A 14,938-nucleotide genomic window follows, 5' to 3' on the forward strand; every position below is an offset into this window, starting at 1 on the left:
AAAATGAAAAAAATACTACTAACTTCAGCTTTAAGTTTAAGCGCAGTTTTTGCAGCTACAGATGCAGAGATTTTATCTCTTTACCAAGGTATGCCACACGAAATCAAAATGAAAATCGTTGAGAGAGTTCCTGTAAAGGATTTTGATGGCGTTGAAATGGTAATCATTGAGATGAGTCAAGGTGATATGAGAAGAAAAGAAGTTATCTTTTCAAAAGGTGATTTTGTTATCCCTGATTTACTAAACTTAAAAACACAAGAAAGTTATAAAGCAAAATATCTAGATAGTTTATTGATTGAAAAACTTGCTGAACTATATTCAAAAGAAGACAAAGCAAATATAATAAAAATAGGAAATGATAATTCAAAACCAACTTTAATTATGCTTTCAGATACAGACTGTCCTTACTGCCGTAGAGAAGTAGCAAATATAAATGAAATATTAAAAGAAAATAATCTAGAAATTATAATGACATCAATCCATGGTGCTAAAGCTCATGCAAAAAGTGTTAAAGTTTATGAAGAGATGAAAAATGCTAAATCTGATGAAGAAAAAATTAAAGTTCTAAACAAATGGTATGCACAAGATGCAAAATCTCCAGAAGTTAGTGAAGCAGATGTTAAAAAAATGGAAGCTTTAGCCAACAAATACTTTAGTGCAGGTGTTCAAGGCGTTCCATACATTGTAGAAAAAAGCAAATTAGTTAAATAATTTTTAAGTTCAAGCCCTTTTTGGGTTTGAACTTCTAAGCTTTTTTACTTGTTTATCTCATAAGCTATTTTAAAACAATTATATTAGAACTTTTAAAAAACTTTAAATGACTTAGTTACTTAAAGAAATTTAAATTTCGCTACTAAGACTATTTATATAATTTTCTTAATTATAGAAAAATACATAATGCAAGCCACCAAATACATATAAATTTACTATAAAATAAATATAGATAATCCACTTATTAAAACCACTTTCGATTCTTAAATATTCATCATTCTTTACTTCTAATATCTTTATAAATCTCTTACAAATAAAATACTTACTATACATACCGGTTAAAATCATAGGTATAGTGGTTATAAAAGATATATTTGTCATTAATAATAATTTATAGCATGCAATTCCAACGAGTATTAAAAAAACAATTATTAATAAATTTACAAGCGGACAAATTATATAACCGCATAGAGTATAACACTAAAGATTAGTGCCTTTTTATAATCTTTTCTATATAAGAAAAAGAAATACCCACCAAAAAATGCCCAGCAACTCCAAGTAGCTTTAAATTTAATCTCATTACAATTACCTGCTTCAAAAAATTTTTCAAAAGATTCTGCATAAATTTCAAGTTTTTTGGGAGTTTGAAGATAAATTTCAAGTTTTTCTCTAAGTAAAATTAGATTACTAAAAACCTCTTTTTGATACTCGTTCATATATTTCCTTGCATAATTATATAATTTTATTAGAGTATTGAAATTTAATACTCTTTTTTACATTAAAAATAATATTCTTTATAAAATATAGTTGAAATTTGGGCTTTTATTTTAACTAAGTATAAATTTCAACATTAAAGTCAATTTATTTCAATTCATTAATAATTTAATTTCAATAAGAGTATGCCCCTATTGAAGCTGCAAACAAAATAAGACATATAACCAAAACAAATAAAACAACAGCAAGATAAATTGCCCACTTATTAACACCACCCTCATTTTTTAAAAATTCATCATTATTTAGGGCTAATGCTTTACAAAATTTATCACATATGCTATATTTTGCATATGCAGGTATTAACAATGCTACTAGACTCACAATAGGAATTAAAGATAGTATAAAATAGATTATTGCCATTTTATAATCTTTTCTATATAAATAGAAAAATAAACCTCCAAAAAGTGCCCACCAGCTCCAAGTAGCTTTAAATTTAATCTCATTACGGTTTCCTGCCTCAAAAAATTTCTCAAAAGATTCCGCATAAATTTCAACTTTTTCTGGAGTTTGAAGATAAATTCCTAACTTTTCTCTAAGTAATGCTGGATTACTAAAAACCTCTTTTTGATGCTCGTTCATAAAAGTTCTTTTATAAATAAAATATAAATATTATAATAATGCATATTTTTTAAAACTCAACTTAAAACAATAAAAATTTATAACTAAAATAAAACTTATTTTTTATATTAATTGAAATTAATAATTATAATTTAAGAATATAAGTAAAAACTAGCTTGGCTAATTCTTAAAATTCAAACAAAAATTAAAGTCTATAAAGCCTTATAACCTGTTCGCTAACGCGTTTAATATTTTCAATGGCTGTCTTTTTGTCCATAGCCTCTTCAATGCTAATTGGTTCATTTAATATGCTAAAAAATGCATCAATTCCACTCTCATTACAATTTTTTGCACTCTTGCAAACACAGCCTCCAAGTGCGATTACAGGTCTATTATATTTTTTAGCAATTTTTGCAACTCCTGTTGGTGTTTTTCCCATAGAGCTTTGAAAATCAAGCTTTCCTTCGCCAGTTATTACTAAATCAGCTCTTTTTATCTCATCTTCAAGCCCAATTTCTTCAATTATTATATCAATGCCAGGTTTTAATTTTGCATTTAGGTAGCTTACAAAACCAAATCCAAGCCCACCAGCAGCCCCAGCACCGCTTAAGTTGCAAAACTCATTTAAAAAGTGATTACTTGTTACTTTTGCAAAGCTAATAAGTCCATTGTCAAGCTCTTTTACCATTTTTTCATCAGCACCCTTTTGCGGACCATAAACATAAGCTGCTCCATTTTTCCCAAAAAGTGGATTATCAACATCACAGGCGATTAAAAACTCACAATCTTTAAGAGAAGGCAAAACATTTTTAGTTGAAATTTGGCTAATTTTTATAAGATTTTCACCAATGCCCTCAAGTAAGTTTCCAAACTCATCATAAAACTCAAATCCCAAAGCACTAAGCATACCAGTTCCAGCATCATTTGTAGCACTTCCACCAATGCCTACTATAAATTTTCTAGCTCCTTCGTTTATAGCATGAGCTATCATTTCCCCAAATCCATAAGTGCTAGTTTTCATAGGATTTCTATCCTCTTTTTTAATTAGAGTAAGCCCTGAGCTACTAGCCATTTCTAGTATTGCAAGCTCCCCTGTTATAGCATATCTAGCAGATATTTTTTCACTTAGTGGGTTTTGAACTATAACATCAACAAATTTGCCATCAAGTGCATCAGCCAAAGCCTCAACACTTCCCTCTCCGCCATCCGCAACAGGTTTAACTATAACTTCATCACAGAAATTTTCTATACCAGCTTTAACCGCACTACCAGCTTCATATGAGCTAAGTGAGCCTTTAAAAGAGTCAATAGCAACCAAAACTCTCATCTATTCTCCTTGATTTTAAAGTTAAACTTGTTAATTTAAGGCTAAATTTTAAAACTTAGCCTTAACTTTTAATTATAATAGTATTAAAGAGGCTATCCAAACAGTTATGATTCCGACAATACCCATTATCAAAGTAAGTGTTGTCTGAGTTTTGTATCCTTGCTCTGGGGTCATTTCACTAAAATTTGTAACAACCCAAAAATAACTATCATTAGCATGTGAAACTGTCATAGCTCCAGCCGCTATAGCCATAACTGTAAGTGCTGCACCCATCTGTGTAGTAAGTCCAAGTGCCGTCATCATAGATGTTTGATCGGTAAAAAGTCCCATAATTGAAGCAGTTGTAGTAAGTGCTACGGTTGAGCTTCCTTGTGCTGTTTTGATTATGGCTGAGATTAAAAATGGAAAGAAAATTCCAACACTACCAATAATATGAGCATTTGCCTTCATAAACTCAACAAATCCAGCAGCGGTTATAACTTTACCTAAAACCCCACCAGCAGCAGTTATGAACAAAATTGGTCCTACTAGTTTTAAAGTTTCATTTGTCATAGCATTAAATTCTTTTATCTTGCCAGTATCAAACAAGAGCCAAACTGCAAATACAACACCTATTCCAAGAGCTATAACAGGACTTCCTAAAAATAGTAAAAAGTTAGCAATAGCACCTTTTAAACCAGCAATTTTTACAATTGAACCTAATGCCATTAAGATAATAGGAGCAAAAATAGGGGCAAGACTTAAAAAGCTACTTGGCAACTTTCCATACTCTTTAATAAGCTCATCATAGCTCTTTTGGGTGCTATTTGTCTCATCTTTAAGAGTGATTTTGTTACCTATATATCTAGCATACAAATACGCTGCGATTAAAACAGGGATGGAGACTACAACACCAATTATTATAACAAGCAATAAATTTCCGCCAACACCAATAAGTCCAGCAGCTGCTATTGGTCCAGGAGTTGGAGGCACAAAAACATGAGATGTATAAAGTCCACCTGATAAAGCTACTGCCATACCTACAGGACTTGCATGTATTTTCTCTCTAATGGCTCTACGAATTGGATCTAAAACAACAAAACCACTATCGCAAAAAACAGGAATTCCTACGATCCATCCCATTATAAGCATAGCCATTTCAGGATGTTTTTCTCCTATACATTTTACGACCATATCAGCTAGTTTTAGTGCTGCACCTGTTTTTTCCAAAGCCATACCAATAAGTGCACCAAAGATTATAACTATACCAATACTTTTAAAAATTCCACTAAACCCATCTCCTATAATGCCTGGAATTTTAACCAAATCAATTCCAGCAACAATAGCAAGAAGTAAAGAGATAAGCATAATAGCAATAAAAGGATGAACTCCAACTCTTGAGATGAGCCAAATCATTAAAATGATAGCTATCACAAAACAGACAATTAGAACAATGCCGCTCATAAAATCTCCTTTAAGGTAGTTTTAAGATATTTTACCAAAATTTATATTGCAAATTCTTAAATGCAAGATACTATCTTTTTTTATTTTTTGCATTGTGTAAATTTGAAGCATTATCTATATTTTTAAAAATTTAAAGCTTTTTCATCTTAATGCCATCAGCTCCATCTGGATAATATGCCTTTAAAATTTTATACTTTTTAAATCCAAATTTTCCATATAATCTAATGGCATTAAAATTATCAGCCCTTACTTCAAGTTGTAAAGCCTCAAATTTATCACATACAAAATTTAAAAGTTTACTCCCAATTCCTTGGTGCTGAACTGCAACTGCAAATGAGTAAATTCTAGGAATTTTAAGCTTGTTAAAAACTAAAATGTATCCTAAAATTTCATCTTTTTCACCAACTGACACATAGAGTAAATTTTTTCTTATATGGTAGTAAAAATTAGCTTTTGAAAGAGCAAATTCATCTTTTGAAAAGACTCTATTTTCAATCTCCAAAAGCCTTTTTACATCACTTGAGTGAGCTAATCTAATCTTCATTTTTGATAAATTGTATATTTTATATCAAGCTTAAATGGCCTATAACTCATCTTAACTTTTTTTAGATTTTCAAACCCCATATCATCGCCAACATTTATAAACTCGCAAGAGTAGTTATCTTTTAAAATTTTACTAAACTCTCTAAAAATAAACTGTGCACAACCAAGAATTTGAAAATCTGTTTTTTCTATTATAACACTTGCAACACCTTCATTTATCTGCTCTCCTATGGTAAAACCTTGCATTTTATCATCAATATAAAGCACTATCCCAACTAAATCTAGCTCGTTATAGCTTTGAATTACTTTTTTAATAGCTGATCTCTCTTAATAAATCCCCTCCATAAACTCATCAACACTCTCTTTTGGCATATATTTTATACGCTCTTGTGCCCATCTGTTTGAAAGTTCTAAAATTCCATCTTTATGGATAGATGGATCTAAAATTTCAACTCTATAGCTTGGGTATGTCTTTTTAAATTTGTTAATTTCAGTGCGTTTGGTATGGTAAGAATTGCCTTTAAGTTCTATCAAATCATCGGTTTTATAGATATAGTCTGCCAATTTTTTCTCAAAAATAAAATCCTCAAAAATATCAAAAATATTTGCTGTTTTATCAAGTGAAAGTGCAAAACTCTCAAGCAAACATTCAGCCACATAATCAATTCTTGAGTAATTTTTTGAGCTATTGTTTTCATTCATAAGTTCAAAACATTTTAATATAACATCTTTTAGTTTACTAATTTTTCCAATTGGTGGCAAAAGCATAGACAGCTCTCCACCTTGAAGCAAAAATAGACAAAAGCACTCATCAATAATCACATAAAAACCACTAGCATTTGCAAGCCAGATGTAATTTGATGCAAAAGTGTAGTCGCTAACATCTATTTGCTGGTCTTTACCAAGTTGCCTTAAATATTCCTCCATAATTGATTTTGAATGAATATCAAGTTTTTTTAACTCATACCCTTGAATTTGAAATTCCATAAAATATTCCTATATATAAATTTCGGGTAATTGTACTCTAATTTTGAGTTTTTGTATCTTTTAAAATAGATTATTTATTTAAAAATTTTATTTGTAAATTTTATGAATTTATAAATAACCAAAGAGCCCTAAAGCCCTTTGAAATTTGATATTTTAGATATAACCTTGATCAATCATAGCATCAGCAACTTTTCTAAAGCCTGCTATATTTGAACCAAGAACGATGTTGCCCTCATCTCCAAATTCCTTTGAAGCTTCATAAGATATTTTAAAAATATGTTTCATTATATTTTGAAGTTTTGTATCAACTTCTTCAAAGCTCCAACTAGTCATACTTGCATTTTGTGCCATTTCAAGAGCACTTACTGCAACACCTCCGGCATTAGCAGCTTTTGCAGGACCAAAAAGCAGATCTTTTTTAGATAAGAAAAAGTCAATTGCTTCAAGATTACTTGGCATATTTGCACCCTCGCAAACTAAGCGGCAACCATTATTATAAAGAGTTTTTGCATCTTCTAAATTTAACTCATTTTGAGTTGCGCTAGGAAAAGCCGCATCGCAAGGCACATCCCAAATTCCATTTCTATCTTTTGGGTATTTACTAACACTAACGAATTTAGCACTAGGTTTAATCTTAGCATACTCGCTAATTCTTTCTCTTTTAACCTCTTTTAGCTCTTTTAAAAGTTCTACATCAATACCCTCTTTGTCATAAATATATCCGCTTGAATCACTAACCGCAATCGGTTTTGCACCGTAATGGTAAAGCTTTTGGGCAGTATAAATAGCAACATTTCCAGATCCACTTATAGTACAAGTTTTTCCTTCTAAATTATCATTTTTAGTTTTTAGTAGCTCTTCTGCAAAATAAACAGATCCATATCCAGTTGCTTCTGTTCTTACTAAACTTCCACCCCAACTAAGTCCTTTTCCTGTAAATGCCCCATCAAATCTACTTGTTATTTTTTTATATTGACCATACATATAACCAATCTCTCTTGCACCAACACCTATATCTCCTGCTGGAACATCTTTAACATCACCTATAAGCTTTGAAAGCTCACTAGCAAATGCTTGGCAAAATCTCATAATCTCGCCATCACTCTTACCTTTAGGATCAAAATTTGCACCACCTTTTGCGCCACCTATATTAAGACCTGTAAGTGAGTTTTTAAAAATTTGTTCGAAGCCTAGAAATTTTAGAACATCTAAATTTACAGTCGGATGAAATCTAAGTCCGCCTTTATAAGGTCCTAAAGCAGAATTAAACTCAACTCTATATCCAAAATGAACACAAGCTTTGCCTTTGTCATCTATATAAACTGTTCTAAAAATTGTAGTTTTTTCAGGCAATACGATACGATCTAAAACACTGTGTTTTTGGTATTTTGGCTCTCTTTCAAAAAGCGGAACTAAGCTTTGTAAAACCTCAGTTGCTGCTTGATGGAAAATCGGCTGTCTTGGAGAAACTATCTTAACAGTATTTAACACATCGTTTACATAATTTTTTGCATTGCTTTTTGCACTCATTTTTACTCCTTTTTAAATCTAGACTTCAGTCTAGTAAATAAATTTTAGCGTAAAAATTTATTTACTTTTCAATGCTTACTAAAACTAGTTTTACCAAATTTTGAGTTTGAGTTTTAAATGTTGCTAAATTATTATTTAAACAAAGTTCGGTATTTAGGTTATCGCTAAAACAAAATTTGTTTTTAAATGTATTTCTTGAGAGATTAAATTTTTTTTGATTACTATCTTTTACTGTTACATTTTGAAACAAATCGTTTGTACTAACTTCAATAACTAGACCCTGAGTTCCTATATAATAAAGTGCTTTAATCTCATCTACAGGATCTAGGTTCTCTTTTTCCATGCTATTTATTTTATAGCTACAAGCTACTAAAAAAAAGAGAAAAATTATATAATAAATATATTTCATCATTAGCTATTTAAAGTATTAAATACCCTATCACCAGCGTCGCCAAGACCTGGAACAATGTAGCCTTTATCATTAAGTCCTTCATCAATTGCAGCTAAATAAACCTCGACATCAGGGTAAATTTTACTAAATTTTTCTAGACCCTCTGGTGCTCCTACTATAGATATAAACTTTATATCTTTTACACCTTTATCTTTTAGGTATTTAACAGCATCAATTGCAGTTCCACCTGTTGCAAACATAGGATCAATTATAATAGCAGTTCTCTCTTTATAGTCTTTTGGCAATTTTGCATAAAAAAACTCAGCTTCCAAACTCTCTTCATTTCTTTGAAAACCTAAAAATCCAACACTTGCATCAGGAATTAGCTTAAATACAGCATCAAGCATACCAAGTGCAGCTCTTAAAATAGGGCATATCATTATTTTACTAGATAGTTTTTTACCCTTTGTTTTTGCAACTGGAGTTTCAATTCTTACCTCTTTTAACTCCAAATCTCTGCTTGCTTCAAATAGCATCAAATAGCTAATCTCATCTATAAGCATTCTAAACTGGAAAGGGTCTGTGTTTTTATCTCTTAGAATTGAAATTTTATGCTCTATTAAGGGGTGTGAAATTTTTTTAATGTTACTCATTTTTATCCTTTAATTTGGTTTGTGTTTTTGTATTATACTCTCTCTAATATCCCATAATTTTTGCGATAAATCTACTTTATAAGTTTGTGGTTTTATATTTCTTAAGTACTGCTCCCACATACTCTCTTTTTCCTCTTTTGCAAACTTAGCTATCTCTTTTACACTTTGCATTTTACCTACAAATTTACCATCTATAAATAGTGGTTTAAGTAGTTTTTTTGCATAGAAATTTTTAACTATCTTTCTTTTATATGTATATAGTGGGTGAAAAATCTTAATTTCATCGTTATTTATAACCTCATCGTCTAAGGTTATTAAATCAGCTATGGCTTTATCTGTATCTTTATCATAAAGTCTATAAACTTGTTTTAACCCTGGATTGTTTATCTTTCTTGGGTCGTTTGAAATTTTCATCTTAGGCTCAATTTTACCATCTTTCAAAACTCCACTTAGCTTATAAACTCCACCAAGACTTGGGCTATCATGTGCTGTAATAAGCCTTGTTCCAACACCCCAATTATCAATTTTAGCTCCATTTATAAGAAGGTGCTCTATTAAATGCTCATCCAAATCATTTGAAGCAGTTATCTTTGCATCTTTAAAACCCTCAGCATCTAAAGCTTTTCTTACCTCTTTACTTAAATATTCCAAATCTCCAGAATCAAGCCTTACGCCTAATGGTTTATAACCTTTTTCTCTAAGCTCTTTAAAAACTGTAATTGCATTAGGCAAACCACTATTTAAAACATTGTAAGTATCAATGAGTAAAAGAGTGCTATTTGGGTAACATTTTGCATAAGCTCTAAAGCTCTCAAGCTCACTGTTAAAGCTTTGAACCCAAGAGTGAGAGTGAGTTCCAATTACCTTTAAGCCAAATTTCTTAGCAGCTTCAACATTTGAAGTTCCTACGCACCCACCAACTATGGCAGCTTTTGAGCCATAAAGCCCTGCACTTCTTGCTTGGGCTCTTCTAAGCCCAAACTCCATAACTCCACCACCCTTTGCACTCTCCACAACTCTTGAGCTTTTTGTTGCAATTAGTGTTTGGAAATTAACTATATTTAAAATAGCTGTTTCAATGAGTTGTGCTTCTAAAATATTTGCTTTTACTCTTATAATTGGCTCGTGAGCAAAAGCGATAGAACCCTCTTTCATAGCATAAATTTCACCACTAAATTTTAGAGTTTTTAAATGCTGTAAAAAATCATCATCAAATGAGTTAAGAGTTCTTAAATACTCTATATCTTCATCACTAAATTTTAGATTTTGTATATACTCTACAACCTCATTTATGCCACAAATTATAGTATAACCACCCTCAAATGGGTGTTTTCTAAAAAAACAATCAAATACAACTACGCTATCTCTTTTTTCTTTAAAGTAGCCTTGCATCATGCTAAGTTGGTAAAAGTCTGTAAAAAGTCCAAAATTATTCATTATAAAACTATCTTTAAAGGTTATAATTGTTTTTCTAAATGTTTTTTATACTCTTCAACATCAAAATCTTTAACTCTTGCAACCCCATCGTCAAATGCAGCTTTTGCAACAGCTGAAGATACAGCAACAAAAACCCTTCTATCAAATGGATTTGGAATTATATAATATTTACCAAATTTAATGTCATCACTACCTATAATATCTTTAACTTCTTGTGTAATAGGCTCTTTAGCTAAATCAGCTAAAGCCTTAGCAGCCGCTATTTTCATATTTTCAGTTATAGCTCTAGCTCTCACATCTAAAGCGCCTCTAAAGATATATGGAAAACCTAAAACATTATTTACTTGATTTGGATAATCACTTCTTCCCGTTCCTATCATCGCATCATCTCTTACTTTTTCAATATCTTCAGGGTAAATTTCTGGCTCAGGGTTAGCCAAAGCAAATATTATAGGGTTAGGAGCCATTTGTTTTACCATATCTTTTGTTAAAACTCCAGCTCTACTAAGCCCTAAAAACATATCTGCATCTTTTATAACATCTTCTAAAATTCTATCTTTTGTTTTAATAGCAAATTCTATTTTTTCCGGTGTTAAATCTGTTCTTTCTGAGTGAATAACGCCTTTAGAGTCAATAAGTATTATATTTTTAATACCAAAAGCTCTATACATTCTAGCACAAGCAATACCAGCAGCACCACTTCCATTTACTATAATTTTTATATCTTCTTTATTTTTTCCACTAAGCTCGATTGCATTCATAAGTCCTGCTGTTGTAATTATCGCAGTTCCATGTTGGTCATCATGCATAACAGGGATATTAGTCTCAGCTTTTAGTCTTTTTTCTATCTCAAAACATTTTGGAGCTTTGATATCTTCTAAATTTATACCTCCAAAAGTTGGTGAAATAGCTTTGCAAATTTCAACGATTTTTTCTGGATCGCTCTCATTAAGCTCTATATCAAAAGCGTCTACTCCGGCAAATTTTTTAAATAAAACTGCTTTACCTTCCATTACTGGCTTACTAGCATGCCCACCAATATTCCCTAAACCTAAAACCGCACTTCCGTCACTTATAACAGCCACTAAATTTGATTTATTTGTATATTTATATGCAAGCTCTCTATCTCTTGCTATCTCTTTGCAAGGCTCAGCAACTCCTGGGCTATAAGCTAGCGTTAAGTCCTTAGCAGTAGCAACTGGCTTTTTAACACAAACTTCAATCTTTCCATTATGGTGATACTCTAAAGCTTCTTCTTTTGTATATTTTGTTGACATTTTTATTCCTTATTTATTATATTGTTAATTCTAGTTTTTACCTCATCGCTTCCTAGTATCTCAATCACTTCAAAAATTGAAGGACTTACACTAGTGCCAGTTATAGCTACCCTTAAAGGTTGAGCTAAATTTTTAAGTTTTGAATTGTTATCTTCTAGAAATTTAATTGTCGCCTCTTCATATTCAGCTGCACTCATATCTTTATCCAAAATAACACTAAATTTATTTAATAATTCTAAACTATCTTCATTAATAAATTTTCTATATGCCTTTTCATCATACTCTTTTGGTCTATTTAATATATTTTTTGCACTATTGCTCATCTCAATAAGGGTCTTACTTCTCTCTCTTAAAGAATCAATAAGTAATTTTGCATGGCTATTTTTGCTTAAATCCAAATCAAAATCTTTTAGTTTTTCTACTAGGTATTCAAATTTAGCCTCTTTTATATAGTGCTGGTTTAACCATTCTAATTTGCTTTGATTAAATGTACTTGCTGATTTGCTAAGATTATTAGGGCTAAACTTCTTTTTTAAATCCTCCATTGTAAAAATCTCTTCATCTCCATAACTCCAACCAAGTCTTACCAAGAAATTTAAAAGTGCTTCACTTAAATATCCCATTTTTTTGTATTCCATAACATCAGTTGCACCATGTCTTTTGGAGAGCTTATGTCCATCAGTTCCATTTATCATAGCAACATGATAAAATTTTGGAATTTCAAATCCTAAAGCTTTATATAAAACAATTTGTTTTGGAGTATTTGAAAGATGATCATCTCCTCTAATTACTTGATTTATACCCATCAAAGCATCATCAATTACAACAGTAAAATTATAAGTTGGACTTCCATCACTTCTAGCAATTACAAAATCATCTAAAATATCTTCAGCATTAAACTTAATCTCGCCCTTAACTCCATCATCAAATTTAATCTCTCCACTAAGTGGTGCTTTTATACGGATAACTGGGTCAATTCCTGCTGGTGGAGTTCCTTTAAAATCTCTATATCTGCCATCATATTTTGGTCTTTGCTTATTTGCTATTTGTTCATTTCTTAAAGCTTCGAGCTCCTCTTTTGTCATATAACATTTATAAGCTTTCCCCTCATCAAGAAGTTTTTGGATATATTTTTTATAAACATCAAATCTATTGCTTTGATAAACTATCTCACCATCAAAATCTAAGCCGCACCATTTAAAAGCCTCAACAATAGCCTCAGCCGCTTCTTGTGAATTTCTTTTTAAATCTGTATCTTCTATCCTAAGAAGAAACTTGCCGTTATTTGCTCTTGCATATAAGTAAGAATACAAAGCTGTTCTAAGTCCACCTATGTGCAAATACCCAGTTGGAGATGGTGCAAAACGAGTTACGATCATATTTTTCCTTTTATTGCTCAAATTTAATTAAACTATGTTATAATTTAGGCTATATTATAATCCAAAAAGCTTAAAATAAAGGTTTTTAATGAAAAAAAAGTTTATACTAATAACTCTTTTTAGTTTTACATTGTCGTACGCAAACATAGTTAATTGGGTTGTTGCCCTAGTAAACAATGAGCCTATTACTAACTATGAATTAGTTAGCACTATGGAAAAAGTAAGAGTTGATAAAAAAACTGCTCTTGAGTTATTAATAAAAGATAAATTAAAAACCTCAGAGTTAAAAAAAAGAGGTATTGTTGTTTCTCCTTTTGAGATAGATAATCAAATAAAACAGATAGCTGAAAAAAATGGTAAATCAGTTAATGCCCTTAAAGAAGATTTATCAAGACAAGGTATTAAATTTGAAAATTTTGAACAAGATGTAGCTAAAAACTTAAAAGAACAAAAATTTTTTGCGGCTATTTTTGAAAAAGCTGATAAGAAAATAACTCCTGAAAATATTAGAGATTTTTATGAACAAAATAAAAGACTTTTCACAACTTTTGATGCAGTAAATGTTACTAGATTTGCTTCTGATAATAAAGCAGATATACTAAGAATCTCTAAAGGCGGGAGCATTGGCAATACTTTTAATCATAAAATCACAATTAAAAAATCACAATTAGATCCAAATTCTCAATTTGTATTTATGTCCATACCAAATGGCGGATTTACTCCTATAATTCCAAATCCAAGAGGATTTTATGAAGTATTTAGAATTGATTCAAAGTCTGGATATAAAACTTTATCATTTGAAGAAGTTAAAGATGATGTTACAAATCAATATATAATCCAAGTTAGAAAAAAGAATATTGAAGAGTATTTTGAAAAACTAAGAGCTCAAGCTGTTATAGAATTTTTAGAACCCAAAAAATAGTTAGTTTTATCTTTTTAAGGCTTGTTATAGTTTTATTGAAGTAAATTTCCATTAAGGATACTATTAATTTTTATTAATATAATATTATATTTATTAATATATAATATAAATAAAAAAGGATAAAAAATGGAAAGACAAATCGAAACACAGGTTAAAGGTAGAAGAGCAATTGATGGTGCTGGCGTGCATTTAGTAAGAGTATTGGGCGGAGAAACAACAAGAACATTTGATCCAATATTAATGCTTGATTCGTTTGATAGCACAAATCCTGATGATTATACAGCAGGTTTTCCTATGCATCCTCACAGAGGCATAGAGACTATAAGCTATGTATATAGAGGAAAAATGGTCCATAGAGATAGCCTTGGAAACTCAGATATGATATCTGATGGAGAAGTTCAATGGATGAACTCTGGATCTGGTATTTTGCATGAAGAAATGCTTCCTGCTAGCGAAAGAGTTTTAGGAGTTCAACTTTGGATAAACCTTCCTAAGTCTGAAAAAATGAGCAAACCAAGTTATCATAGTATAAAAAATAATGACATTGAAGAGATAGAAATTGAAGGAGGTAAGCTTAGATTGCTTGCTGGCTCCTATAAAGAACATCAAGGATATAAAGGCGAACATTTACCACTTGATTACTATGACATACATCTTGAAGCAAACAAAGAATTTTCTATAGATACAAAAAATGATGCTTCAATTATGCTTTTTACTCTAGTTGGTAACATCTATGTAAATGATAAATTTGTAGAAGAAAAAACAGCTGTAAAATTAACTAATGGCGATATCTTGAGAATTAAAAATGGCGACAAAAAAGCTCAAGTGTTATTTATGAGTTCTGTTAAACTTAGTGAGCCTGTAGCCTGGGCTGGACCAATTGTAATGAATACTCAAGAAGAGTTAAGAGAAGCCTTTAATGATCTTCAAAACGATACTTTTATAAAAGAAAATATAGATTATTAATATAGTTAAAATAATTGATTCCCCTATTTTAAATTAATAG

At 30.7% G+C, this 14,938-nt stretch carries 14 protein-coding genes and 1 pseudogene; 3 read left to right on the forward strand and 12 right to left on the reverse strand.

Annotation, left to right across the window (positions count from 1 at the left end):
• Window positions 1-3: 3 nt before the first annotated feature.
• Window positions 4-711 carry a thioredoxin fold domain-containing protein gene (locus CBLAS_RS08300; RefSeq protein WP_106869869.1) on the forward strand — a complete coding sequence of 236 codons (708 nt, stop codon included), beginning with the start codon at window positions 4-6 and terminating at the stop codon, window positions 709-711.
• A gap of 455 nt (window positions 712-1,166) precedes the next feature.
• Here CBLAS_RS08300 and CBLAS_RS08305 read toward each other — a convergent pair whose 3' ends face one another.
• The 12 genes and pseudogenes from CBLAS_RS08305 to gltX form a co-directional block, all read right to left on the reverse strand.
• Window positions 1,167-1,427, reverse strand: a complete 261-nt coding sequence (locus tag CBLAS_RS08305; RefSeq protein ID WP_106869867.1) for a DUF2628 domain-containing protein — start codon at window positions 1,425-1,427, stop codon at window positions 1,167-1,169.
• Window positions 1,428-1,599: 172 nt separating this feature from the next.
• Entirely contained in the window at window positions 1,600-2,064 is a 465-nt protein-coding gene (locus CBLAS_RS08310) for a DUF2628 domain-containing protein (RefSeq protein ID WP_106869865.1), read from the reverse strand.
• Between the two features lie 184 nt (window positions 2,065-2,248).
• Window positions 2,249-3,370 carry a glycerate kinase family protein gene (locus tag CBLAS_RS08315; RefSeq protein ID WP_106869863.1) on the reverse strand — a complete coding sequence of 374 codons (1,122 nt, stop codon included), beginning with the start codon at window positions 3,368-3,370 and terminating at the stop codon, window positions 2,249-2,251.
• A gap of 72 nt (window positions 3,371-3,442) precedes the next feature.
• Window positions 3,443-4,813: a GntP family permease gene (locus CBLAS_RS08320; RefSeq protein WP_106869861.1), complete on the reverse strand. Its 1,371-nt coding sequence runs from the start codon at window positions 4,811-4,813 to the stop codon at window positions 3,443-3,445.
• Window positions 4,814-4,943: 130 nt separating this feature from the next.
• The gene (locus CBLAS_RS08325; protein WP_106869859.1) at window positions 4,944-5,357 is read right to left on the reverse strand and encodes a GNAT family N-acetyltransferase; all 414 of its coding nucleotides are present in this window, start codon (window positions 5,355-5,357) and stop codon (window positions 4,944-4,946) included.
• Window positions 5,354-6,343 (reverse strand): annotated as a pseudogene (locus CBLAS_RS08330) (DUF2156 domain-containing protein). The gene CBLAS_RS08325 and the pseudogene CBLAS_RS08330 overlap by 4 nt, the downstream one beginning before the upstream one ends.
• A gap of 153 nt (window positions 6,344-6,496) precedes the next feature.
• On the reverse strand, window positions 6,497-7,873 hold the full coding sequence (gene gdhA / locus CBLAS_RS08335) for an NADP-specific glutamate dehydrogenase (protein WP_106869857.1): 1,377 nt from the start codon (window positions 7,871-7,873) through the stop codon (window positions 6,497-6,499).
• A gap of 61 nt (window positions 7,874-7,934) precedes the next feature.
• Window positions 7,935-8,216 carry a hypothetical protein gene (locus CBLAS_RS08340; protein ID WP_133169605.1) on the reverse strand — a complete coding sequence of 94 codons (282 nt, stop codon included), beginning with the start codon at window positions 8,214-8,216 and terminating at the stop codon, window positions 7,935-7,937.
• Between the two features lie 68 nt (window positions 8,217-8,284).
• Window positions 8,285-8,917: a uracil phosphoribosyltransferase gene (gene upp, locus CBLAS_RS08345; RefSeq protein WP_106869852.1), complete on the reverse strand. Its 633-nt coding sequence runs from the start codon at window positions 8,915-8,917 to the stop codon at window positions 8,285-8,287.
• A gap of 9 nt (window positions 8,918-8,926) precedes the next feature.
• On the reverse strand, window positions 8,927-10,354 hold the full coding sequence (locus CBLAS_RS08350; protein ID WP_106869850.1) for a nicotinate phosphoribosyltransferase: 1,428 nt from the start codon (window positions 10,352-10,354) through the stop codon (window positions 8,927-8,929).
• A 20-nt stretch (window positions 10,355-10,374) separates the two neighbouring features.
• Window positions 10,375-11,631 carry a malic enzyme-like NAD(P)-binding protein gene (locus tag CBLAS_RS08355; RefSeq protein WP_106869848.1) on the reverse strand — a complete coding sequence of 419 codons (1,257 nt, stop codon included), beginning with the start codon at window positions 11,629-11,631 and terminating at the stop codon, window positions 10,375-10,377.
• 2 nt (window positions 11,632-11,633) lie between these two features.
• Window positions 11,634-13,010 carry a glutamate--tRNA ligase gene (gltX, locus tag CBLAS_RS08360; protein ID WP_106869846.1) on the reverse strand — a complete coding sequence of 459 codons (1,377 nt, stop codon included), beginning with the start codon at window positions 13,008-13,010 and terminating at the stop codon, window positions 11,634-11,636.
• Between the two features lie 88 nt (window positions 13,011-13,098).
• Between gltX and CBLAS_RS08365 the strand changes: the two genes are divergently transcribed.
• The gene (locus tag CBLAS_RS08365; RefSeq protein ID WP_106869844.1) at window positions 13,099-13,932 is read left to right on the forward strand and encodes a peptidylprolyl isomerase; all 834 of its coding nucleotides are present in this window, start codon (window positions 13,099-13,101) and stop codon (window positions 13,930-13,932) included.
• Window positions 13,933-14,058: 126 nt separating this feature from the next.
• Window positions 14,059-14,898, forward strand: coding sequence for a pirin family protein (locus CBLAS_RS08370; protein ID WP_106869842.1), 840 nt, complete (start codon window positions 14,059-14,061; stop codon window positions 14,896-14,898).
• The last annotated feature ends 40 nt before the right edge of the window (window positions 14,899-14,938 follow it).

Source organism: Campylobacter blaseri (genome assembly GCF_013201895.1).
In the GTDB taxonomy this organism is placed as follows: domain Bacteria; phylum Campylobacterota; class Campylobacteria; order Campylobacterales; family Campylobacteraceae; genus Campylobacter_B; species Campylobacter_B blaseri.